At 42.3% G+C, this 24,612-nt stretch carries 21 protein-coding genes; 12 read left to right on the forward strand and 9 right to left on the reverse strand.

Annotated elements, in window-relative coordinates; all coding sequences use genetic code 11:
* Positions 1-80 precede the first annotated feature (80 nt).
* From BM291_RS15950 to BM291_RS15965, 4 genes are all read left to right on the forward strand, one after another.
* Positions 81-758: an outer membrane beta-barrel protein gene (locus BM291_RS15950; RefSeq protein WP_092899317.1), complete on the forward strand. Its 678-nt coding sequence runs from the start codon at positions 81-83 to the stop codon at positions 756-758.
* Positions 759-853: 95 nt separating this feature from the next.
* Positions 854-1,348: an RNA polymerase sigma factor gene (locus BM291_RS15955; protein ID WP_092899226.1), complete on the forward strand. Its 495-nt coding sequence runs from the start codon at positions 854-856 to the stop codon at positions 1,346-1,348.
* Positions 1,338-1,649: a hypothetical protein gene (locus BM291_RS15960; protein ID WP_092899228.1), complete on the forward strand. Its 312-nt coding sequence runs from the start codon at positions 1,338-1,340 to the stop codon at positions 1,647-1,649. The genes BM291_RS15955 and BM291_RS15960 overlap by 11 nt, the downstream gene beginning before the upstream one ends.
* Positions 1,650-1,660: 11 nt before the next feature.
* Positions 1,661-2,416 (forward strand): TonB-dependent receptor plug domain-containing protein, encoded by a 756-nt coding sequence (locus BM291_RS15965; protein WP_092899229.1) that lies wholly within the window; start codon positions 1,661-1,663, stop codon positions 2,414-2,416.
* A gap of 108 nt (positions 2,417-2,524) precedes the next feature.
* Here the strand turns inward: BM291_RS15965 and BM291_RS15970 are convergent, their stop codons facing one another.
* Positions 2,525-4,207, reverse strand: a complete 1,683-nt coding sequence (locus BM291_RS15970) for a DUF885 family protein (RefSeq protein ID WP_092899231.1) — start codon at positions 4,205-4,207, stop codon at positions 2,525-2,527.
* A 404-nt stretch (positions 4,208-4,611) separates the two neighbouring features.
* Here BM291_RS15970 and BM291_RS15975 point away from each other — a divergent pair, with 404 nt between their 5' ends.
* Both BM291_RS15975 and BM291_RS15980 read left to right on the forward strand, forming a co-directional pair.
* Positions 4,612-5,499, forward strand: a complete 888-nt coding sequence (locus BM291_RS15975) for an ABC transporter ATP-binding protein (protein WP_092899233.1) — start codon at positions 4,612-4,614, stop codon at positions 5,497-5,499.
* Positions 5,500-5,509: 10 nt separating this feature from the next.
* Complete coding sequence (locus BM291_RS15980; protein WP_092899235.1) at positions 5,510-9,154, forward strand: ABC transporter permease/M1 family aminopeptidase; 3,645 nt, start codon at positions 5,510-5,512, stop codon at positions 9,152-9,154.
* A 39-nt stretch (positions 9,155-9,193) separates the two neighbouring features.
* Here BM291_RS15980 and BM291_RS15985 read toward each other — a convergent pair whose 3' ends face one another.
* From BM291_RS15985 to dinB, 4 genes are all read right to left on the reverse strand, one after another.
* The gene (locus BM291_RS15985; protein ID WP_092899237.1) at positions 9,194-9,403 is read right to left on the reverse strand and encodes a hypothetical protein; all 210 of its coding nucleotides are present in this window, start codon (positions 9,401-9,403) and stop codon (positions 9,194-9,196) included.
* A gap of 13 nt (positions 9,404-9,416) precedes the next feature.
* Positions 9,417-9,950: a hypothetical protein gene (locus BM291_RS15990; protein ID WP_092899239.1), complete on the reverse strand. Its 534-nt coding sequence runs from the start codon at positions 9,948-9,950 to the stop codon at positions 9,417-9,419.
* A gap of 306 nt (positions 9,951-10,256) precedes the next feature.
* Complete coding sequence (locus BM291_RS15995) at positions 10,257-13,223, reverse strand: DNA polymerase III subunit alpha (RefSeq protein ID WP_092899241.1); 2,967 nt, start codon at positions 13,221-13,223, stop codon at positions 10,257-10,259.
* 1 nt (position 13,224) lies between these two features.
* Positions 13,225-14,373, reverse strand: coding sequence for a DNA polymerase IV (gene dinB, locus BM291_RS16000; RefSeq protein ID WP_092899243.1), 1,149 nt, complete (start codon positions 14,371-14,373; stop codon positions 13,225-13,227).
* A 69-nt stretch (positions 14,374-14,442) separates the two neighbouring features.
* On the opposite strand from dinB, the gene BM291_RS16005 reads away from it, so the two are divergent.
* Positions 14,443-15,246 (forward strand): XRE family transcriptional regulator, encoded by an 804-nt coding sequence (locus tag BM291_RS16005; RefSeq protein ID WP_092899245.1) that lies wholly within the window; start codon positions 14,443-14,445, stop codon positions 15,244-15,246.
* A 114-nt stretch (positions 15,247-15,360) separates the two neighbouring features.
* Here BM291_RS16005 and BM291_RS16010 read toward each other — a convergent pair whose 3' ends face one another.
* Both BM291_RS16010 and BM291_RS16015 read right to left on the reverse strand, forming a co-directional pair.
* Positions 15,361-15,543, reverse strand: a complete 183-nt coding sequence (locus BM291_RS16010; RefSeq protein WP_092899247.1) for a hypothetical protein — start codon at positions 15,541-15,543, stop codon at positions 15,361-15,363.
* 13 nt (positions 15,544-15,556) lie between these two features.
* Positions 15,557-16,423 (reverse strand): AraC family transcriptional regulator, encoded by an 867-nt coding sequence (locus tag BM291_RS16015; protein WP_092899249.1) that lies wholly within the window; start codon positions 16,421-16,423, stop codon positions 15,557-15,559.
* A 133-nt stretch (positions 16,424-16,556) separates the two neighbouring features.
* On the opposite strand from BM291_RS16015, the gene BM291_RS16020 reads away from it, so the two are divergent.
* The 5 genes from BM291_RS16020 (at position 16,557) to BM291_RS16040 (ending at position 22,172) form a co-directional block, all read left to right on the forward strand.
* Complete coding sequence (locus tag BM291_RS16020; RefSeq protein ID WP_092899251.1) at positions 16,557-17,447, forward strand: dihydrodipicolinate synthase family protein; 891 nt, start codon at positions 16,557-16,559, stop codon at positions 17,445-17,447.
* 76 nt (positions 17,448-17,523) lie between these two features.
* On the forward strand, positions 17,524-18,975 hold the full coding sequence (locus BM291_RS16025; protein WP_092899253.1) for an aldehyde dehydrogenase (NADP(+)): 1,452 nt from the start codon (positions 17,524-17,526) through the stop codon (positions 18,973-18,975).
* A gap of 126 nt (positions 18,976-19,101) precedes the next feature.
* Positions 19,102-20,106: a 4-hydroxyproline epimerase gene (locus BM291_RS16030; protein ID WP_092899255.1), complete on the forward strand. Its 1,005-nt coding sequence runs from the start codon at positions 19,102-19,104 to the stop codon at positions 20,104-20,106.
* Between the two features lie 122 nt (positions 20,107-20,228).
* A complete protein-coding gene (locus tag BM291_RS16035) occupies positions 20,229-21,479 on the forward strand; it encodes an NAD(P)/FAD-dependent oxidoreductase (protein ID WP_092899257.1) in 1,251 nt (416 codons plus the stop codon).
* Between the two features lie 135 nt (positions 21,480-21,614).
* Positions 21,615-22,172: a Uma2 family endonuclease gene (locus BM291_RS16040; protein WP_245786899.1), complete on the forward strand. Its 558-nt coding sequence runs from the start codon at positions 21,615-21,617 to the stop codon at positions 22,170-22,172.
* Positions 22,173-22,238: 66 nt separating this feature from the next.
* Here BM291_RS16040 and argJ read toward each other — a convergent pair whose 3' ends face one another.
* Together argJ and argC are read right to left on the reverse strand one after the other, a co-directional pair.
* Positions 22,239-23,450: a bifunctional glutamate N-acetyltransferase/amino-acid acetyltransferase ArgJ gene (gene argJ / locus BM291_RS16045; RefSeq protein ID WP_092899259.1), complete on the reverse strand. Its 1,212-nt coding sequence runs from the start codon at positions 23,448-23,450 to the stop codon at positions 22,239-22,241.
* A 117-nt stretch (positions 23,451-23,567) separates the two neighbouring features.
* Positions 23,568-24,611 carry an N-acetyl-gamma-glutamyl-phosphate reductase gene (gene argC, locus BM291_RS16050; RefSeq protein WP_092899261.1) on the reverse strand — a complete coding sequence of 348 codons (1,044 nt, stop codon included), beginning with the start codon at positions 24,609-24,611 and terminating at the stop codon, positions 23,568-23,570.
* Position 24,612: the final 1 nt, after the last annotated feature.

Consider the following 24,612-nt stretch of genomic DNA (forward strand, 5'->3'; position numbering starts at 1 on the left):
ATCATTACCTGTTGAATATGGAAACTAACATTCAATTCAAAATAAACTCCGACCAAATCTATAATTCTTTACTTTTGAGTATGAATAGAATTTTCCTTACGGGTATTTACATGTTAGCCTCCTTTGTAGCATTGGCTCAGACAAGCGTCGGAATCCGTGGGGGATATGCAACCTCTACCTATTCTTATCGAGCCACACCTTCCAACAGAGTAGCATCTGTAGCTGGAATCGGGGCGCCGACATTTGCCCTGGTATTTGAGCATTTTAATTCAAAAAATGCCGGAATAGAGATAAATCTTCAATTTTTAAGAATAGGATTCAGTCAAATTGAAGATGTGGATGTAGATCCTATCCTTACAAATGAGACTCAATTTGATTACTTAAAAGTCCCAATCCTCTCTAGTTTTTTCTTAGGAAGATCAGGAAGATTTCAAATTAAGGCAGGGCCACATCTGGGCTATATGCTCCAAGCGAAAGACATCAGACGAGAATTTTCAGACGCCACACCTTTAGAAATCCCTACCTATGGGGGCGCTAATGACAAACCTAGGAAAATCATGTATGGCCTCACCGCAGGAGCAGGGATTTCCAAACTTTTTGGCAAAAGCACCTTGACTGGAGAAGTTAGATTCGCTTACGACTTCACCAATCCTGAGGGACAAGAGCGTGTTTTCGATATGAGCTCTACCAATTTGGAGTTCACACTAGCGTACTTGTTTAGAATTAAAGATTCCAAAATTGGAAAAGTGAAAGATTGAAAGATTACTGCACGAAATTTTTCAATCTTATATTTTTAAAATTTTTCAATTCCCTATGTCATATATTGGAGTAGTTCCCCGACTAACCTATGTAAATGAATCGCAGCCAGCTTGATCATATCTTAAAAGCCCACCACAGGGATGCATACCTTTGGGCTAGGCAATGTTGCTCATTTGAGGATGAAATGGCCAAGGATGTACTTCAGCAGTCATACTTGAAGATATTAGAAGGACAAGCTAAGCTTAAGGATGCATCAAAAGCAAAAACTTGGCTTTTTTCTATCATCAGATATACCGCGATAGATGAGCTAAGAAAGGCTGGAAAAGTGGTTTCACTCATGGATTCGTACGATCCTATTGAAATCATAGAGGAAGTGGATGGGACTAACTACGAGGAAATTATCAAGCTACTTCCTGAGATGCAACGCGAAGTGATTTTGATGGTTTTTTATCATCAGATGACCATCGCTCAAAGTGCCGAGATTCTCCAAATCGGCCTAGGAACTGCGAGAACACATTACGATCGCGGGAAGAAGAAACTCAAAGAATTAATTACGAAAGTTCAAATCCAGGAAGAATATGGAAAATAACGAACAACTAGAACGGTTTTTTGACCAGATGAAAAAGCAGGATGAACAGTTAGAAATCCCAGCTTTTCCAGAAGTCAAGACAAGGAAATTCAGTTTTTGGATTCCAACTGGGATTGCCGCATCCATGGCATTTGCCTTTCTATTCATCCAAAAACCTGAGCCAATCGAACCTGTATCTCCTGAAGTAGTGATCATCACCCTACAGGAAGATGAGAATCAAAACCAACATTTCACAATAGAAGAGAGCACATTTCTGGACACCTGGGAATCGCCCACCGCTTCTTTATTGACTGAATATTAAACTCATTGAAAATGAAAAAAATAATCTTCCTATACCTTGTGCTGTCAGCGGGCTTCGCTAATGGGCAAGATATCTTTCAGAAAAATCTATACTCTGCAGACAAAGTGATGGATAGACGAAAGGAGCTTAAACTTACCGAAGCTCAAGTAAAAAAAATAGTTACTATACACAGCGAAAACGCAGGAAAATTCAGCATCATGAAGTGGGCTCTGGATGATGCTACAGAAAAGCTAAAATTTCTTTTGGATGAATCTAAAATAAATGAGACGATTATTCAAAAGCAGATGGATGAGGTACTGGCGCTGGAAAACTCATTGAAAAAGCAACAGCTTAGCACTATCGTATCTATCAAGAATGAACTTAGTCCAGAGCAACAAGAAATTTTGCAGACCCCAAGCGTACTCACAGTAAATGGCGTTAGCGTGACTGGTTATGGCATGAATTCACTAAACACCACAAAACCAGTATTAGGCTATCCATCAACAAAAGTTAGAGTGGGAATACCAAATAGGGTAGCTACTCAATCCATATCTTCTTCAAGCCCAAAAGTATCAGTGCAAGTGGCTGGCACGAGTGCATCAGCACAGCCTCTATATTACCTGGACACCAAAGATGGCATGAAACAAATAACGGATCTTAATGCGATAGACTCTGATAATATCGAAAGTATCAATGTCCTAAAAGATAAAGCCGCTGTGAATGCTTTCGGTGAAAATGCCAAAAATGGAGTGATCGTTATCAAGCTTAAGGATGGTACTAAAAAGTAATTTTGATTATTGGTTTATATAAAAAAGGAGTCCGGTTTTCGGACTCCTTTTTTTCGTTTTTTACCGACAAAAGCAAAAAGAAATTAATTTAGTTGAGCTGGATTGTATCTAGTCCAAAAACCTCCAACTCGTTTTGTGATCTTTCTTCAATGGTTGACCCGTGACTTTAGCGCGAAGGATTTCTATCGGCATTGCGTTTTGGCTCATAATCAGATCATGGTATTCTTTCTCTGTCATCTTACCTGAATCTACCATTTCCTCACGCATCGCATAGATTTCCAATGCGCCAATCATATAAGCAATCTGATACAATGGCCCGTAGCTTCCTTCAAAAGACCGGCGAACTTCCGCTTCAGCATTTGCACGCTCATGACCAACCTTGTCTACTAGCAAGTCTATGGATTCCTGTGGAGTCATATTTTCCAGATGATAGCTCAGTGAAAAAATGATCCGAGCACAGCGATGCATTCTCCAGAAAAGCATTCCTACCTTATCCTTAGCATCTCTTGGGAAGCCTTTGTCCCAAAGAACAAATTCCCAATATAACGCCCAGCCTTCAGTCCAAAACGGTGTTCCAAACATACGGCGATGAGTCATATTCCGCTGGTTCATAAACTGCTGCAAATGATGCCCTGGAATCAACTCATGCTGCACAGTAGCTCTGGAGAAATGCGGATTATTCCCACGCATACTCATCATTTTATCCTCATGGCTCATCTCAGAAGTAGGGTAAGCAATCTGAATTACTTCTCCTCCCAGAAAGAAAGGGCTAACTCGTTGGCGCTCGGCTGAGATCATGATCGTTCTCCAGGATTCCTTTGCCAAAGGCGGTACCGTAATCAAGTCATTGTCCTCCACGTAGGCAGTAGCCTCCTCAGCCAAACGGATTACTTCTGCAGGCCATTCTCCAGCTGGCAAATAAGTTTCCTTCACCATTTCCAGCGCAGCTTTCCAATCATCACCAAAACCTAATTCATTCGATGCTTTAAGCATTTCTCTCTCACACCAAGCAAATTGCTTTTCAGCTTCAGCAATCAATTCCTCAGGACTATAAGCAATCATCTCAAATGCCAGTTGCTTTTCTAAAGCAGCTCTTCCAATCGGCCTACCTATAATTCCACTTCCATCGTCTTTCACAGAATTGGTATAATGCTCACGAAGTCCTTTTGCATAGGATTTCATACTCGCATCGAGTTTCTTCCAGGGCTCTGGCATCCACCAAGTAAACATCGGGTCATAGTCAAAATAATAACTATAGGCTTCACCCGTCGTTCTACTCATAGCTTCTACTGCACTCGCCGCTAGATCCGCTTTCTGCCAGCTCGTATATTTTGGGGTTGAAGCAAGATTTTTCAATTGTAAGTCAACTTGCTTTGCTACCTCATTCCAAGTGGCAGCGAGTTGTTGAGGCTCTGGTTTCACAGCTCTGCGCCTTCCCTGATAAAACTCTTCAAGTGGCTTAGCAAAAACCAAAACTCCTGCGACCTCATCGAAAGAAGTTTTTTCTATCGCCAGCTCAGCCAATTCTTTCTCCAGATAATTTCGGAAAAGCACATAATCGATTTTCCCATCTTCAGACAAAGAGCCGTAATTCAACTTTCCGAGATTGGTCAGATATTCCTGATTGAAGTGTTGTATTCTGGAAAAATACTCCTTAGAAAATGCGTTGGAATACAGCCTCCTTAAGGTGCCATAATCGGCCTGATAGGTTTGGATAGTTTGTACCAATTCGGTTGAAAATCCCAAAGTGGAGAATAAGCACAAAATCAGAATTAAATAAACTTTTTTCATGTGTTTATATTTTCTTTTAAAGTCCACATGGAATCTCACATGGTTAATAATCATCCTAGTGTTTGACGTTTTCGGCATGTTCGATTTCATAAGACTAAGGAAAAGTGGAGCGTTAAATTAAATCTTTTGTGGCTAAATCCTCGAAATAGCCATCTCATAATTCTGAGTCAAAGTAATTCTTTGATCAGCGGTAAAATTGATTTTTGAGAAATTACCCAACCATTTTGTAATCAATTACTTATATTGAACCTGATCAAAACCTGTGCTTTTTCAGAATTGAACCAAACAGCAATTTCTGAAAATCTTAGGCTTATGATCTAAGATTTAATTTTTACTCGTTGCTCCTTCTGTGCACGGCGATTTTTTGGCCTGAGAAGGTGCGATTCCACCAAAACATCATCACTATGGAATTAAAGATTAGTAATCTATCAAAGACCTATCCGAACGGAGTTAGAGCTTTGAATGATGTGTCACTGAGTGTTCCTCAAGGAATGTTCGGCTTGCTCGGACCAAACGGAGCCGGCAAATCCACCCTTATGCGTACCATCGCAACACTACAAGATGTCGACAGCGGAAGTATTATGCTTGATGACATTAATGTCCTAGAAGACAAGCAAACTGTAAGAGAACGGCTTGGTTATTTGCCTCAGGATTTTGGTTTATATCCTCGAATCAACGCAGAAGTGATGCTGGATCACATTGCGCAGATGAAAGGAATAGGCAAGAAATCTGAGAGAAAGGTCTTAGTAGAGAGCTTGCTACACAAAGTAAATCTCTTCAAAGACCGTAAAAAAGGGCTTGGTACTTTTTCAGGAGGAATGCGCCAGCGTTTTGGAATTGCTCAGGCTCTAGTAGGCAGTCCTTCGCTTATCATTGTGGACGAACCTACTGCTGGACTTGACCCTTCTGAGAGAAACAGATTCTACAATTTGCTCTCGGAAATAGGAGAAAATACCATTGTGATTCTATCTACACATATCGTAGAAGATGTCAATACGCTCTGCTCCAACATGGCCATCATCTGCCAAGGCGAAGTACTGATGCAATGCAAACCAAAGGAGGGAATCGCTACGGTACAGGGAAAAATCTACAAAAAAGCCATCAACAAAGACGAACTCGAAAGTTATAGAAATGACTACCAAGTGATCTCTACCAAACTTATAGAAGGACGGCTGAGCTTGCGAATTCAAGCTGATACTGATCCTGCAAATGGTTTTGAGGCAGTTCCCGCAGATCTGGAAGATGTGTACTTCAGTAATATTTCGAAGAAAGTAGACCCTATTACGATCTAAGGTTTCTGATATGTTTTTAGACATCTTCATTTTTGAACTGAGATACCGGTTTAGTCGACCGGCTACTTATATCTACTTTGGACTATTGCTGGTCGTAGCTATGCTACTGATCGGGTTCGGAAATACTCCTGCTTCCGAAAAAGTTTTTCACAATGCCCCCATAGTCATCGCTAACCTACAGCTTTTGATTTCTCTGTTTGGGATCTTGATAGCCTCTGCGGTCATGGGAGTTCCCCTTTACCGAGACCTAGAGCACAAAACAGGGACATTTTTATTCAGTTATCCCATTTCCAAATTCGCCTATTTCATGGGTAGATTTTGGGGCTCCTTTGTCACCTTACTATTTATCTCTTTGGGGAGTTTGTTTGGGATCTTCCTGGGAAGTTTACTCGGCCCTACTTTCGGCACTGATGCTTTACGCTACGGACCCAATGAACTGATGAACTATCTTCAGCCTTGGCTGACATTGACGCTCCCGAACTTATGGTTTGCAGCAACACTATTCTTTGCGCTAATCGTTTTCACGAGAAATATCAAATCGATTTACTCGGGCGGAATTGTTGTATTCATTGCCTATTTACTGGCTAATTTCCTGGCAAGAGATATAGAAAACAAAGATCTCGTACAGCTCCTAGACCCTTTTGGGCTGAATACTTTCGATTACCAAACTCGTTATTTGACGCCATTTGAGCAGAATAATTTCATTCTGCCATTGGCTGGAAATCTGCTTCTCAACAGACTATTATGGTCAGGTATAGGTCTGGCCTTATTTCTTGCAGCTTATTTTAGATTCAGCTTTAGCTATTTCTTCAAAACTGTCCAGAAAAAATCTAAAAAAGAGGTAGAGAAGACCTTTGTACCAAACCTTTCTCAGGTAATTTCCAAAGCAAGTTTTGCAGGAAATTACCAGTGGAATAGCTTCCTCACGCTCACGAAGATTGAAGTGCAAAATATTATCAAAGACGTGTACTTCAGGTCTATTCTATTAGGCGGAATGGTCTTTTTGATACTGGATTTTTGGATCGGAAACACACTGTACAGTGTCCCGAACTTTCCTTCCACCGCCTTTCTGATGGAGTACAAGACCTTTGATTACAATCTCTTTGTCTTCATCATCATCGTGTTTTTCACAGGAGAAACACTCCACAGAGATAAGGCTTCGGGGTATTCAGTCATCAATGATACTTTCCCCGTGAAAGACGGAACTGTGATCGCCTCCAAGTTTTCAGGGATGGCGTTTGTTTGTCTACTCTTGACTACCCTTCCAATTATTGTTGGCATCATCATACAGACACTGAAAGGCTATTTTGACTATAATCTTGGGATTTATTTGGTAGATAGCTACCTCATTTCTCTTCCTGATTACCTACAAATGGTCATGCTGGTATTTGCCGTGCATCTTGTCGTAAACAACAAATTCGCAGGACATGCCGCAGCGATTGGAGTTTGGATGTTAATTATCATTCTGCGGGATTTTGCCAATTATGATTTCAATCTTTTCTTTTTCTCCTATAAGCCGGGATATCGATGGAGCGACATGAATGGATTGGGCCATTTCGGAGAGCCACTATTCTGGTTCAATCTGTATTGGACCGCTTTTGGAATCTTCCTGATCTTATTCTTCAGTATTTTCTTCAGCCGTGGCACGGAGAATTCAGTGAAAAGCAGATTCAGAACAGCAGGTAAAAAACTAGGCAAAAAGACCGCACTAGTTTCTTATGCATTTCTGCTGGTAGCAATTGTAACGGGAGCATATATCTACAATTCTACCGTATATGTCAATTCCTATCAGACTTCCAAGGAAGGAGAACTGAGACAGGTAGCCTATGAGAAGCAACTGAAACAGTATGAATTTTTGCCTCAGCCAAAAGTCACCAAAGTCAATCTCAAAGCTGATCTTTACCCACTGGAAAGAGATGCCTACTTCGAAGCCCAAGTAGAGTTGGTAAATAAGACTGATGTACCAATAGACTCCATTCACTTTAATAGCACGGGTTTGACATCCTTTGAAGTTTTGTATAGGGATTCAGAATTACCTTATCGATTCCCACTAGTATATGAGCCCGCCAAGTTTCAGATTTTTGGCAAAAAAGAAAATAGGGAATGGTACAAGATCACTGCACTTCCCAGAACGATGATGCCTGGTGATACGCTGGAGTTAGTCATCAAAAGCAAAATGATCAACGATGATTTCCCAAATTCAGGTTTCGGTAGGGAGTTGGTTTACAACGGCACATTCCTAGCTGGAGGCATGCCTGAAATAGGTTATTCATCAGGAAATGAAATGGATAGTGATGAAAAACGAAGAGAATATGAGCTCCCAGAAAAGCCGGAAGACCTGCCTCCACATGATGATCCTTATGGACGAAGAACCCTCTTATTCTCAGATGAAGCTGATTTTATCCAATTTGAAGCCACTGTAAGTACCATCCCAAGTCAAATTGCTGTGGCACCAGGATATCTTCAAAAAGAGTGGATTGAAGACGATCGACGGTATTTCCACTACGTACAGGATACTCCGATTCAGGCATTTTTCTCTGTGCTTTCTGCCGAATATGAAATCCTAAAGGACAAAGCCTCTTTGCCTAATGGGCAGGAAATTGATATAGAGATCTATTATCAAAAAGGCCATGAATACAACCTAGATCGCTTTGTACAATCCTATAAAGATGGACTCATATACTATTCAGAGACCTTTGGTCCTTTTCAGTACAAACAAATGAGAATCTTGGAATTTCCACGCTATGCAGGTTTTGCTCAGTCATTTCCGAATACCGTTCCCTTTAGCGAGGACTTTGGTTGGGTAGCTGATTTCTCCGATCCAAATAGCTTTGACTATGTGTATTATGTAACGGCTCACGAGCTTGCGCATCAGTGGTGGGGCCATCAGATTACACCAAATTATACGCGTGGATCCAATTTGATCTCAGAAGCTTTGGCGGAATATTCAGCCTTGGTTCTTACGGAAAGAAAATACGGTAAAGAGAATATGAAGCGCTTCCTGAAAGATGAACTTGACGGATATCTACGAGGAAGATCCAGTGAGAGTAAAAAAGAAAATCTCTTCATCAACACCAATCGCTCCTACCAATGGTACCAAAAGGGAAGCTTGATTTTATACGGGTTGAGGGATTTGATTGGAGCAGAAGCGATAGATAGCGCCCTGTATAATTTCAATGCTGAGTTTGGCTTGAAGCTTACGCCACCATTTCCTGGAAGTACTGACTTATATCGGCATTTGGATGCTCATACACCTGATAGTTTAAAATACTACTTGGATGATACGTGGAACAAAATCACACTTTATGACAATAAAGTAGAGGAAGCTACCGCCACCAAAATCTCTGAAGGCGAATATGATGTGACTCTCAAATTAAAGTCACAGAAGCTTTATGCCGATTCGGCTGGACAAGAATCTGATGCCAAATACGAAGGAGATTACATAGATATTGGAGTCTTCGCAGCAGATGATCAAGATGAAAATGGAAAAGATCGGGTGAACCCATTATATGTTCAGAAATACAAAATTTCGCCTGGCGAAACGACTCTGACCATACGGGTGAAAGGCGAGCCGTCCAAAGCAGGCATCGATCCTTACAATAAACTCATTGATCGAATTCCAGACGATAACACTACGAGCGTAGAGGTCAAGTAAAACAAAAAAGGTCGTTTCAAGTTGAAACGACCTTTTTTACTATTTCCTCTTTCGAAGTAGTGCTACAAGTATCAAAACAAATATAGCTCCACCTACTACCCAAGCCCATGGCTGTTGGTACCATTCTTCTTTACCGATATTGACATCGATGTCTAATCCGCCGTCTTGTGCAAATGCCGCGACCGAAAAGAACATAGTCATTAGAAATAAAAATAGACTCTGTGAATACTTTTTCAGTTGATTTTTCATGGTTATTTAGTGTTTATTTGAATCTAATATTATAAGTCGCCGCTACACCAATAGTCTGAATATCAGCAGCAGGATCTGAAGTAAATACTTGATTATAAAAAGCGAAAATATTCCAATCATAATTATGATAACCTACTTGCGGACGGATATAAAAACCACCGTCACTGATTACATCACCCGTTAAAAATGTGTAACCCACGTCTGTTCCCACAAAGAATCCTGAAGGCTCAGGATAATACCTAAGCATTAAACCTAAAGGTATCGCTCCGAAATTCTCTGCTCCAACTACATCATTTTTAGCAAAATACTGCGTATAACCAGATACTACACCAAGCCCAAAATTGTCGGTACGCATAAATTGTCCAGCTACATCCAGACCGAAAGCAAAAGATGAATAATTCCCAATATCTCCCACTGGAGCTCCTAAATTAATCCCCAGTTTAAGCCAGGAATTATCTTCATTGATATCTTCAATGTCTCGTGTTGTCTGGGCGTAAGTAGCAAATCCAACAACCATTAGCGTAAGTGATAAAATTAGTTTTTTCATGTTTGGTTTGTTTTTCTTCTCTTATAGCCAAACCGAGTGCCATGAGCTAAAAACACTGATCCTTATCACTTCAAAAAGTAGCTGAATGGCTTCTATAGAGCTATTTAACAGTTTTTCACAAACCTCCAAAAACTGAACAATACTAATATTACGACATATCCCATCGCCCTATTTCGGGTAATTATCTCCTCAATTATTGGGGAAAATGTGTGATAATAGGTTCAAACTGCCTCTTTCTTCGGAATCTTAGAACAATTGGTTAAACGAATCGACTTTCATCCTTATCATAAGCTAGAATGAAGTCTATTATGCAGATACAATAGAAAGTACCGATATCGGTGGCACCTCCTTTTTATCTTTCAGTCCCACTTTCCACATGGCATGTACATCTAGCGCAAAGGCACCAAATTCCTCTACGACTTTGCCACGCATTTTATAAAAACCCTTGCCTTGAAATGGGTAGCGTTTGAGAGAATTGGGGAAGTGAACGGTGTCCAGCCAGTCTCCCTTGGCATCTAGAAAAGTCCCAAAAGCCATATGTTCCCGCTTGATCGTACGTACATCTTTGGTAGTGACGAGCTGACCGAGCACTTCAATCTGCTTTCCAAGTAAGCTTGGAAATTGATCTGCCAGCGTCATTCCTTTGCCATCATGGGCGCAAAGTCGAAACATGTCTGTCAGTGCAAAACCGAGCACATTGATCTCATCAATCGCGTCTTCGAGTGGGTAGTCAGGAAAATCCGGTAGCGTAAAGTCTATCGCCGGCTCCTTGAAAAGCGCGGGAGAATCAGGAATAGCTGTCATGTGCTTTTGAGCGAAATTGGCTTTCCAAAGCAATTTCTTCTTTCCCAAACCCATAAAGCCAAAAGCTCCTACGCTGATTAGAATATTCAATTGCTCTGGGCCAGCTAGCGTACGCTCGATAAAGTCCTCCAAACTCATATATGCTCCATTGGCTTGCCTTTCCTCGAGAATTAAATCACAGAGCTTTTTTTCCAACTGCTGCACATGGATCAAGCCTACAAAAACCTCCTCTTGGATGATATTGGTGAGGTATTCACTACGGTTTACGCAAGGTGGATTTACCTTCGCTCCAGTGCGTTTAAGTTCGTGAAAATAGAATTCGGTGCTGTAAAAACCCCCAAAATTATTGATCACCGCCACCATAAATTCCATGGGGAAATAGGTCTTCAGGTAAAGACTCTGATAACTTTCCACAGCAAAAGAAGCCGAGTGAGCCTTGGAAAAAGAATAGCCGCCGAATGATTCCATCTGTCTCCAAACTTCCGCTGCGACGCTATCCTCACGCCCAAGTTTCTTGCAGTTTGCAAAGTAATTTTCCCTGATTTCATTGAAACGATTGTGTGATCTGTACTTGCCAGACATGGCACGACGAAGAATATCCGCTTCGCCCATATCCAGTCCGGCAAAGTGATGCGCGACCTTGATCACGTCTTCTTGATACACCATCACGCCATAGGTTTCCTCCAGCAGTTCCTTCATTTTGGGATGGAGATAGACGACTTTTTCCGGGTCATGAAATCGTTCGATGTATTGCTTCATCATGCCAGACTGTGCCACCCCTGGACGAATGATCGAGCTGGCGGCCACCAGCGTGAGGTAATCGTCACATTTCAGTTTGGTGAGAAGCTGCCGCATGGCCGGACTTTCTATGTAAAAGCAACCAATCGTATCCGCCTTTCGGATCTGGCTGGCGACTTTTGGGTCGCTCATAAATTCCTCTACTCGATGAATGTCGATGTCTATTCCCCTATTTTTCTTCACCAGTCCAATTGCTTCCTTAATATGTCCCAATCCACGCTGACTGAGAATGTCGAGTTTGAATAAGCCAATTTTCTCAGCTAAAAACATGTCTATTTGCGCCGTGCAAAAACCCTTCGGTGGCATTTCATTCACTGTGTATTGATAAATGGGTTTCTCCGAAATCAGCATCCCGCCAGGGTGGATAGAATGGTGATTAGGGAAATTCTCCAGTAGCTGCCCATACTTGAGAATGGTGCGCTGGATCTTGTCCTCATTCATTGGCTGATCCTTGCCTCGAACGAGCTGGTCGATTTCTTCTTTTGGTAGGCCAAAAACTTTTCCCAATTCACGGATCACCGCTCTTCGCTGAAAGGTGCTGTACATTCCAAGCAGCGAAACATGATCTTTACCGTAGCGCTTGAAAATGTAATCGATCACCTCATCCCGATCTTTCCAAGAGAAGTCCATATCAAAATCCGGAGGGGAAGTTCGGTGAGGATTCAGAAATCGCTCGAAATACAAATCGAGTTTAATTGGGTCCACATCCGTTATTTTCAGACAATAAGCTACGATCGAATTGGCACCACTACCACGACCTACGTAGTAAAAACCGCGGTTTTGGGCATAGCGGATCACGTCCCAAACGATAAGAAAGTAGGCGTTGAAATTCAGTTGGTCAATGATTTTCAGTTCTTTGATCACACGGGCTTTAGCCGCGGGATTGTTGCCGTAGCGATACTGAAGTCCCTCTATGGCAAGTTTTTCCAGCAAAATCCGGTCGTCTTCCTTACTCGCACTGTAATTCTTTTTATTCTTATCGGTGTGTAGTTCAGTCTTTATTTCACAGGAATCGATGAGTTGCAATGTGTTGCTGATCATACTGGGGAAATTCCGAAACGCACTCATCAATGCTGCTTCCGACACGAACATTTCATCCGGCGAAGCAAAATCCTTTTCTCCCAGTTTACTAATCAGGGTATTCTTGCCGATGGCTCGAAGCAGACGATGAATATTAAAGGCTGTTTTATCCTTGAAGGTGACGGGATGGCGGATTATATATTTCTTGGGGGAAGCCTCCACTTCCTGTCTTTTCAGGCGATTCAGTTCACTTGCTAATATGCCGATGAATTCATTTTCATGCAAATTTTGCGCAGCAAAGCTCCCAGCCGGATAGATAATCAATACCTCTGAAAAGCAATCTGGACGCTCAGGAAAAGCCAAGTCTAGCTGCAAATGATGAGAAAGAAAACGATTGATCTCAAGTAGTCCCGCGTCATTTTTTGCCAATAAAGTATAGCAGAAAACATCCTCGTTTCGGATCTCAGTCCCTACGATAGGTTTGATATTTTTGACCCTACAGAAATCCACAAAATCCCAAAGATCGGCCGTACTATTGATATTCGTGAGACCAAGAGAGGAAAGGCCCCGCTCCGCTGCAGTATCCACAAGCTTCTCGGTACTGAAGGTGCCGTAGCGGTAGCTGAACCAGGTTTTACAAGTGATAAACATCTTAAGCGCGGGTTAAGGTGATGGCTCGGGTCAGGCTTTTTTCGCCGTAGCGGTTTTTGATCCAGTCGATAGCTTGATATAGACTCACACCTTCTTCGGTGTCTTGAAAAAGGTCGATCTGCTGGCAACCTTGCACTAGATGGCTGACTTTCACGCCGACCAGACGCACAAGCATTCTCTTTTCATAGAGCTTCGCAAAGAGTTCCTTGGCTCTTTGCAAAAGCACTTCGTCCGAACTGGTGTAAGATATAATGCACTGACGGCTGACCGTATCGAAATTGGCATAGCGAAGCTTTACTGTGATACAGCCACAGAGTTTATTTTTTTGGCGAAGCTCAAAACCCACTTTCTCCGTCATTCGCACCAATTGGCTATTGAGAAAAGCCATGTCGATGGTGTCCGACTCAAAGGTATTTTCCGTGCCGATGCTTTTCTGCTCGGTGTAGGGAATCACGGGGGATTCGTCGATTCCATTGGCTTTTCTGGAAAGGTCGATCCCTGATTTTCCCAAGAGATTTTGCATCATCCGTGGAGGAATCTCGCTAAGCAGCTTGATACTTTCTACGCCCATTCGTTCCAGTAGTGTGGAGGTCTTTTCGCCCACTCCCGGCATTCTTCGGATAGGAAGTGGAGCGAGGTAAGGCTTTTCTTTTCCAAAAGCAATGGTCGTCTGCCCGTTAGGTTTTGCATCATGCGTAGCCACTTTGGACACCAGTTTATTCACTGCCAAAGCACAGGAAATGGGTAATCCTGATTCTCTAACGATCCTTTCCCGCAGTTCCTTGGTGAATTTTTCACAGCCAAAAAACCTATCCATTCCCGTCATATCGATGTAAAACTCATCAATCGAAGCTTTCTCCATCAACGGAACCTGCTCCTGAATTATCTCTGTGACTATGCGTGAATTCTGGCTGTAACTATCGTGGTCGCCTTTGATATAGAATGCCGAAGGACAAAGCCGTCGCGCCAGCTTCATCGGCATAGCGGAATGCACGCCAAATTTCCGTGCCTCGTAACTGCACGAAGCCACCACTCCCCGGTCGGAGCTACCGCCGATGATGACGGGCTTGTTCTTTAGCGCTTCGTTTTTCAACCGCTCCACAGACACAAAAAACGTGTCCAAATCCAAATGCACGATATGCCTTTCCATTTCTCAGATTACTTGCTATATTTGATAGTATTAGTATCATTTTATTGTCATTAATTGTATCGAATAAAAATGGGAAGTCAAAGCTTTTTCTGGGCGAGCAATCTGAAATTTCTTAGAAAGCGACGCAAATTGAGTCAAGACATGCTAGCCGAAAATCTTGGCATGACTAGGGCAAAACTCAATGCACATGAAAATGGCCATAGTAAGTCGCCGGCAATTGAGGATTTGCTGCTATGTGCGGATTATTTCAGGATGAGTGTGGACACGCTTCTTCGGGTGGATCTGTCCAAGCTCAGCGAACTGAAAATCCGTGATTTGGAAGCTGGGAATGATGTATTTCTGAGCGGTTCGAAAGTTCGGATTCTCGCCACCACGGTCAGCTCAAGTAATGAGGATAACATCGAACTGGTGCCGATCAAGGCGAAGGCGGGTTACTTAGGAGGCTTCGGCGATCCGGAGTATTTGAGCACGCTGCCAGTTTTCAATTTGCCCAATCTGCCAAAGGACAAGAAATATCGCATGTTCCAAACCGAAGGAGATAGCATGCTGCCTATCGCGGATGGGGCATACGTGATTGGCTCATATTTATCCGAATGGCGCCTTGCCAAAGAGACTCCCTGCGTAGTAGTGACGGCAAGTGAAGGAGTCAGTTTTAAGATGCTGAGTTTTCAGACAGAGGAAAGAAGCTTTTTGCTGCGTTCCCTCAATCCTGTCTACACGCCTTATCAAGTACCTGCGGAAGAGATTCGTGAGATCTGGAAATTTGAATACTATATGAGTGATGAGTTTCCGCAGGAGCCACTGACGCTACAGCAAGTCGGAATTGAGATTTCGGAGATCAACAGGAAGTTGGGGTTACTGCAGAAGGGGTAAGTGGTGTCTCCCGCGAAGGCGCAAGGGCGCTATTTTTTCGTAAACGCTTTCTCTTAAGAAGATGCAAGGGCACAGCGATTATATGGAAGAGTTTTCTAGATAGTAATGTATGAGCTAATTAGATATTATGTGTATCTGCTTTTCTGCCAGTAATGTAACAAATACATCATAGGATTTGGTAAACTCAAGCATTGAGGCCACATCGGTCACCCATTGCTTGTACTGAGCAAAGTCGAAGTATCGGTCTTCCAGCCTAGAAATCAAAGTAAGTCTACTGGCATCATTGCGGGTAATCATAGTAGAAATTTAGCTACTCCAATTTCCGCCAGTCTTTCGGAGTCATTTCGGTAAGGCTTTTGAAAGTTTTGTTGAAGTGAGATAAAGTTTGGAAACCTACTTGATAAGAGACCTGAGAGACACTCAAGTCTGTTTCTAAAAGCAATTTTTTGGCTTCAGTAACTCTTAGCTGCTGAACATATTGGGTGAAAGTCCTTCTCGTTCGTAATTTAAAGAACCTACAGAAGGCCTCCTTGCTCATAAATGCCTGTTCGGCTACTTCTTCTAAGCTAATCTGTCTAGTACTATTATCGAGAATAAATCTCATCACTTGGTCCATTCGTCTACCGTCTCGCTCATTCATAGTTCTAAGCACAGGTATCTGATTTAGTGAAACCAAATCATCAGAATTAAAATCTAAAAGCGATAGGATATGGATGCATTGTTGCAATCTAGTAAGACCTGAAAACTCAGAAAATCTAGAAACCAATTCTCCCACTTCATCTCTTGTATCACCGTTTATTTTAAAGCATCCTGTGATTTTTTCATTGAGATGAGTGAGCTCAAAAAAGTCTTCCACTTCTGAAAAAGCCCTACTCATCACTTTGAAATCAAAGAAAATAGTGTTTCCTGCAATCCTAAGATTGCTTTCCTCCTCAAAATAATCCGCATCACTCCGAAAAACATGTGGGATACTCTCGGGCAACAAGAACAAATCTCCCGGCCCGTATCTCCCCACATAGTCTCCGACTAGAAGTTGCCCCCTACCTTCCACAATGAGTGTTAATTGGGCTTGAGGATGCTGATGAAGGTTATTGTAAAAATACTTTCCGCGATCTTCTTGGTACTGAATAAACGTTTTTTCAGACTTAGGGATCTGAAAGGAGATTACCTTACTCATAAGTAAAAATAGGCTTGGGTTGTTATATAAATTCAATTATACTCATTTTTTGATCAATATAGAACCATAACTTACTAAATCACCCCTTTCAAAGACTTCTCTGATCCTCTAATTTTGAAAGAAAAAAAACGATATGAACTGGAAAGGTGTATTCCCCGCTGTGACAACTAAATTTCATGCTGACGGAAGTTTGGATATGGAGTTATTTTTCAAAAATATTGACTTCCAACTGGAATCCGGAGTTCATGGGATTATTCTTGGTGGTACATTGGGAGAAAGCTCTGTTCTTTCTCAGGAAGAAAAAATCACACTGACCCGCGAGACGGTAAAGTACCTTGACGGCAAAGTTCCAGTGATCCTGAATATCGCCGAAGGTGCGACTCAAGATGCACTTTTTTGGGCTGCAAAAGCCAAAGAACTCGGCGCTGCAGGTTTGATGATTTTGCCTCCAATGAGATATGCAGCTGATGCGAGAGAAGTCGTGGCTTATTTCAAAGCTGTCGCAAATAGCACTGATCTTCCAATCATGATCTATAACAATCCTGTGGATTACAAGACTTTGGTGACCTTGGACATGTTTGCGGAGTTGGTAGAATGCGAAAATATCGAGGCGATCAAAGAATCGACACGCGACATCTCTAACGTGACTCGTATGAGAAATAGATTTGGTGATCGTTTCAAAGTGCTTTGTGGCGTAGACACCTTAGCGATGGAAGAATTGGTAATGGGAGCAGATGGCTGGGTGGCTGGTTTGGTTTGTGCTTTTCCGAAGGAAACAGTCACGATCTTCAACTTAGTCAACGAAGGCAAAAACGAAGAAGCAAGAGAAATCTACCGTTGGTTCTTGCCTCTTTTAGAACTGGATATTCATCCAAAACTCGTTCAATACATCAAACTTGCCGAGCAACATTGCGGTATAGGATCTGAGCACGTGAGAGCTCCAAGATTGACTTTGATCGGGGAAGAGCGAACTCGTGTTGAGAAAATCATTACTGACGGAATTGCTAACAGACCAAAGCTATAAGCTCTAGGGTTAATGGCATTTGTCTTGCACCTTTTTCCTATCTTCAAATTATCAATCTTTTAAACTCACAAATCCTATGATCGATCAAATTTTCAACGCAGCAACCGAGGCTTTTCTCCAGTACAAAAATGTTCCTGCAAATCTCAAAGCAGACTTTTTAGATAAAATCGCAGAGATTTTGGAAGCAAATCGATCTATAATAGTGCCTGTGGCTGTAAAAGAATCCAATCTTCCAGAAGGTAGAATCAACGGTGAAATGGGCAGAACTACAGGCCAGATCAAACTTTTCGCCAATATGGTGAGAGAAGGAAGCTGGCTGGAAGCGACCATAGATCCAGGAGATCCACACCGCTCTCCAATGCCTAAAGCAGATATCAGAAAAATGCTTACTCCTATGGGCCCTGTGGTCGTATTTGGTGCAAGCAATTTCCCATTGGCATTCTCAACAGCCGGTGGAGATACTATTTCCGCTTTGGCTGCTGGTTGCCCAGTTATTTACAAAGGTCATCCTGCCCATCCAGAAACTTCAAGATTGGTCGCTGAATGCATTCATAAAGCTGTGATCAGTTCTAATTTGCCTGAAGGAGTATTTATCCATGTAGAAGGTGGAATCGAAATCGGACAGGCATTGGTGCAGCATCCTTTGGCCAAAGCTGTAGCATTTACTGGTTCTCATACCGGAGGAAAAGCACTTTTCGATCTGGCAAATAAGCGTGAGGAACCAATCCCTGTCTATGCAGAAATGGGCTCAGTGAACCCAGTGTTCACTTTTCCTAGCAAACTTCAAAACGAACTTGTCCCTCTAGCTCAAGCCTATGTAGGATCTCTCACCATGGGATCTGGACAATTTTGTACTAACCCAGGTTTGATCTTTGTTCCAAGTTCCCATGCTACAGCATTTGAAGCTGCAATGGCTCAGGAAATCAAAGACATCGCGGGCTCACCTATGCTTCATCCAGGCATTGCCAAGGCATATTATGAGTCCATAGAATACTACCAGACACGGGAAGAATTGAAGTGGATCAAAGTGGCTGACCCTAAGCACCTGATCAATGGTAGTCCTGCTTTGGCAGAAATAAAAGCGGCTGATTGGTTGGCAGACGATGTATTCCAAAAAGAAGTTTTCGGAGCATTTGCCCTGATGGTGGTATACGACTCGCCAAATGAATTGATGCAAGCTGCCAAAAAACTTCACGGTCAACTGACAATTACGATGTGGGGAGATGTTCCTGAGCTTAAGCAAAATGCAGCACTGATCAATATTTTAGAAGAAAAGTGCGGAAGATTGCTATTCCAAGGAGTTCCGACTGGAGTAGAAGTAGGTTATGCCATGCAGCATGGTGGACCATATCCTTCTACTACAGATTCCCGAAGCACCTCTGTCGGCGCCGGTGCGATCAAGAGATTTGCCCGCCCAATTGCCTTCCAAGACATGCATCCTGATTTATTGCCAGACGCTTTGAAGAATGAAAACCCAATGAAAATAGTAAGACAAGTAAACGGAAAATATACAGTAGAGAAAATCTAAGTGGGAAGTACGAATGGCGATTTACGAGGCTTTTATGCACTTCAATCCTAACTTATCAAGGAGGCGTTACAATTACCTTACAACTTCATTTTCCAATATTTTAATTTTCCAATCTTGAATTAGTTCATGTCAACACGACACACGTTCTCCTGTATTGATGCCCATACTTGTGGTAATCCAGTTCGAGTAGTTTCGGGCGGAGTTCCTTTTTTGAAAGGTGAAAACATGCTGGAAAAGCGCCAGTATTTCTTGGATAATCTAGATTGGATTAGGACAGGTCTGATGTTCGAACCTCGGGGTCACGACATGATGTCTGGCTCCATGCTTTTCCCTCCACATGATCCAGAGAATGATGTCGCTGTGCTCTTCATCGAGACTAGTGGCTGCCTCCCGATGTGTGGACATGGTACGATTGGAACAGTTACGATAGCTATCGAGGAAGGACTGATCTACCCAAAAAATCCCGGTAAGCTGAGACTAGAAACTCCCGCTGGACTTGTTCTAGTGGAGTACAAACAGGAAGGCAGAAAAGTCAAATCTGTCAAGCTGACGAATGTCAAAAGCTTTCTGGCAGCGGAAGGTTTGGAAATTGAATCTGACGAATTGGGCAAACTCCTTGTGGATGTTTCTTATGGTGGCAATTTCTATTGCATCGTAGATCCTCAGGAGAATTTCCCCGGCATAGAGCATTTCAAAGCCGAGCAATTGATCTCCATGGCTCGCTCACTTCGCCAGAAAATGAATGAGAAATACGAGTTTGTACATCCAGAGCAACCAGCTATCAAAGGACTTTCTCATGTGCTGTGGACAGGAAAAACGCTTGATCCTACCAGCACTGCTCGTAATGCAGTTTTCTACGGAGACAAAGCTATTGACCGTTCACCCTGTGGCACCGGAACTTCAGCTAGACTGGCTCAATGGTACGCCAAAGGACTTTTGAAACCAGGGGAAGACTTCATACACGAAAGCTTTATTGGTTCCAAATTCATCGGTAGAATCGAGGAAGAAACCGAAATCGCCGGAAAACCTGCTATCATCCCAAGCATAGAAGGCTGGGCGAAAGTGTATGGTTACAATACAATCATCCTGGACGACGACGACCCGTATGTGCATGGATTCCAAGTAATTTAGTCCTTTGAGGTGTCATTATGAGCGACAAAGGAGCGAATAATCTCCTCGAAGGTCTTTTCTGAAAAGTATTTATTAATTAAACCTTCGAGGTTAGAAAAACCTCAAAGGTTGTGCTATAAAAAATGAAACCAACCCTCATCATCGGCGGCGGAATAATCGGCCTGTTTACTGCATATTTTCTTCAAAAGGAAGGCATTGAAGTTCAGGTAATGGATCAAGGCGATATGCAAGTGAATTGCTCCACAGGCAACGCAGGCATGATCGTGCCGAGTCATATTATCCCTTTGGCTGCTCCAGGGATGATCAGCAAAGGGATTTCATGGATGTTTTCCTCCAAAAGTCCTTTCTACATTCACCCACGGCTGGACGCAAAACTTTTGAAATGGTGCTATCAATTCTACAAAGCTTCCAGTCCAGCACATGTAGAGCGATCTATTCCTGTTTTGAAAAATCTGAGTTTGCTCAGCAAAGCACTTTATCAGGAATTCAAGGATGAGCATCCAGACTCTCAGATAGCCTTGCAGGAAAAAGGCTTGATGATGATCTATCAAACGGAAGCGGTCGAGAAAGAAGAAATTGAGTTTGCTAATCTTGCGAATGCTAATGGTTTACATGCGGATATTTTGACTCCTGAGGACATTCGTGCTTTCGAGCCAAACTTAGAAGTGAAAGCCCGTGGAGCCGTTCGTTTTCCTGGCGATGCACATTTGGATCCGGGGAAATTATATAGATTTCTGAAGAGCTATTTGCAGGAAAAAGGAGTGAAATTCCTGACCAATACGCAAGTCACTGGCTTTGAAAAAAGTGGAAACACGGTCAAAGCTGTCATTACGGACAAAGGAAAAATAGATGCGGAAAAAGTAATTCTCTGTGGGGGTTCTTGGTCTGGTGAGTTGGCGGATTTACTAGGTTTTAACCTTCCGATGATGGGAGGAAAAGGTTATTCTTTCCTTCAGGAAAATAAACCTGAGATCATGCAGTCCTCGATTTTGACCGAAATGAAAGTTGCCGTAAGTCCTTACGGTGAGCAGATCCGATTTGGCGGAACGATGGAGATCGCAGGCACTAATCAAAAAGTAAATCTCAATCGCGTAAAGGGAATCTTCGAATCCATCAACCGCTTTTACCCAGAATTCGAAGCGAAATTCCCTGAAGAAAGTAAAATCTGGAAAGGCCTGAGACCTTGTTCACCAGACGGGCTTCCATACATTGGTTTTGCTCCTGGCTATTCCAACGTAATGGTAAACAGCGGACATTCCATGATGGGTGTTAGCCTGGCTCCTGCCTCAGGAAAAATCATCAGCGAACTGCATCAGCAAAAAGATACAACCTTGGGGTTGAATGGGTTTGAAGTGGGTAGATATTCAAAGTGATCTTGACCTTTGAGATCTTTTTTTGATCTCGAAGGTCTTTTCTCAATTAAGGATATTTTCCTACCATTTTCTTAAATTGCTTCTATGTAATCTGATGATAAAGACCTTGTAAAAGAGCCGTTTACAGAATACGGAGTGTATTCATATGCGGACTATCTGACTTGGGAGATCGATGAAATGGTCGAACTCATCAAGGGAAAAGTATTTCGTTCTGCTACGGCAGCGCCTAGAAGAAAGCATCAAGAAATAGCTGGGTTATTGTATTCTCGATTTTTGGTATTTCTGGAAGGGAAAAATTGCAAGGTATTTATCGCTCCATTTGAGGTCAGATTACCAAACAAATCCAGAAAGAATGAAGACATTTTTACGGTTGTTCAGCCAGATGTCTGCGTAGTTTGTGATCGGACTAAATTGGATGATGCTGGATGTATTGGCGCGCCAGATTTGATAGTGGAAGTGCTTTCTCCGGGAAACAATAAGAAAGAATTACGGAACAAGTACGAAGTTTATGAGGAGTCAGGTGTTAAGGAATACTGGGTAATTCAGCCAGACCAGGAGACTTTACTCATTAATACACTTACTGATGGGAAATACGTACCATCTCGACTTTTTACCCATAGTGATATTGTCAAATCTGAATGTATCGCTGGGTTTGAAGTTGATCTGGAAGAGTTTTTTGAGAAGATAGATTAGAAAAACATAAAAAAATCCTGCCCCAGAGGAAGCAGGATTACTAATTAATAGCTATAAATCAATCGATTAAGTCGTATAAACCGAATTGAACATCACGTAATCCGTGGTCAAATCTGATCCCCATCCTACGCCTTCTTCCTCTCCCGTGTTCAGCTCTAGCAATACTTTGATATGGGATTCTCGAAGCAACTTTTTCATGTAAGACTTCTCAAATTCAAGCGGATTCCCTTTATCCAACACTTGTACCAAGTGATTTTGATCGCCTATGAATAAGTTTACTTTTCTATAGTTGAAAGGCACACCGGCATTTCCTGCAGCTGCGATAATCCTTCCCCAGTTCGGATCACGTCCAAACATGGCCGTTTTCACTAAAGTAGAATCTGAAATCGCACGGACCAATGTTCTGGCAATTGCTTCAGTTCTCGCTTTAGTTACTTTGTATTCTATAAACTTAGAAGCTCCTTCTCCGTCTGATACAATCAGTTTTGCTAAGTGAGTTAGGATTCCCAAGAGTTTTTCCAAAAACACCTCATAACCTGGATCTTCCTTGCTGGTCACTTTTCTATTACCCGCCAATCCATTTGCCATTACAGCTACCATGTCATTGGTAGAGGTATCTCCATCCACAGTAATCATGTTGAACGATCGATCCACGCAATAGCTTACCGCCTCTTGAAGCAATTTCTCATCGATATGGAAATCCGTCACTACGAACGCTAGCATTGTCGCCATATTTGGATGGATCATTCCAGATCCTTTGGCCACGCCACCCATGTTGATCATTACTCCATCGTATTCAAAGTCGACAAATCCTTCCTTTGCAAAAGTATCCGTAGTCAAAATAGCATTGGCCACAAAGGATCCAGCTTTCAACTCATCACTCAGCTTTGGGATATTGACCTTAAGACCTTCTACCACATCTTCAGTAGGAAATTCAACACCGATAATGCCTGTAGAAGCTACGATCACATCCTCTTCAGAGATTCCCAACATCTGCGCAGTCATTCTCACCATCGCTTCAGCTCCTTCTTTGCCCTGATCGCCAGTACATGCATTTGCATTTCCTGCATTGCAGATGATTACCTGCGCCCTATTATTTGCGAGGTTTTTTTCTGTGATTTTGATAGGCTCAGCACGTACTTTATTTTGGGTCAAAGTCCCTGCAGCTGCAGCCGGAACTTCTGAGTAAATAATCGCGAGATCCCTTTTCATGGACTTCACCCCAGTATGCGCACCCCAGCATTTAATGCCGCGTACGTTAGTAATATTTTTAATCATCGCTTTCTAAATTAATATTTTATAAATCCTCTTTTGTCTGTAGACTAACTAATTATAGAATCAGTCAATTATAGGATTTAAGCTACTTCGGTCACCCGTCATCGATCTTCCGTCTCTTTAAGGTTTTAATGGCACTTGGTTCAAACCTTCTGCCTCTGACAAACCAAACATTAAATTCATATTGTGAACTGCCTGACTAGCGGCGCCTTTTAGCAAGTTATCAATTGCTGAGATAACAATCACACGCTCAGTCCTAGCATCCCATACTGGAAACACATCGCAAAAATGACTTCCACGCACATCTTTGATTCCTGGAGATTGATTTCTCAATCTTACAAATGGCTTATCTTGATAAAACTCCCGATAGATCTCAGTCAATTTTTCCTGATTCATTTCACCTTTGATTTTGGCGTAAGCCGTCACCAATATACCTCTATCTACAGGAAGTAGATGCGGAGTAAATTGAACCGTAGTCTGATCGCCTGCCAAAGCTCCTAGTTGCTCCTCGATCTCGATGGTATGTCTGTGACCAGCGATACCATAGGCTTTGAAATTCTCATTTACATTAGAGAAATGAGTAGTCGCACTCGCTTTAATTCCTGCTCCTGTAAGACCTGACTTAGCGTCGATGATCAGAGATTTCTCCTCTACTAGCTGCTTCGCAAAAAGCGGAGCCATGCTCAAAATAGATGCGGTAGGAAAGCAGCCTGGATTTGCTACGAGAGTTGCTGACTTTATTTTATCTGCGAAAAGCTCTGGCAAACCATACACAGCCGTAGCAAATCCTTCAGGATAGCTATGCTTTTTGTTGTACCATTCTTCGTAAACTTCCTTAGTGGAAAGTCTAAAATCTCCAGAAAGGTCTATAATCTTCGCTCCTGAATCCTTCCATTTTGCCACAAAATCCATGGAAACACCGTGAGGTAAAGCAAGGAAAATCACATCTAGCTTTTGCTTACTGACTTCTTCAGCACTGACCAAAGGAATATCCAATCTCGTAAAAAACTGTGGATGCAAGTCAGAAAAAGGCTTACCCACATGTGACTCAGATGTGATCATTTCTATAGATACTCCTTCGTGATTGAGAAGTAATCTCGCCAACTCAGAACCTGTAAATCCAGACGCTCCGACTATGGCTACTTTTAATTTTTGATTGCTCATA

It is taken from the genome of Algoriphagus aquimarinus (genome assembly GCF_900112005.1).
Taxonomy (GTDB): Bacteria; Bacteroidota; Bacteroidia; order Cytophagales; family Cyclobacteriaceae; genus Algoriphagus; species Algoriphagus aquimarinus.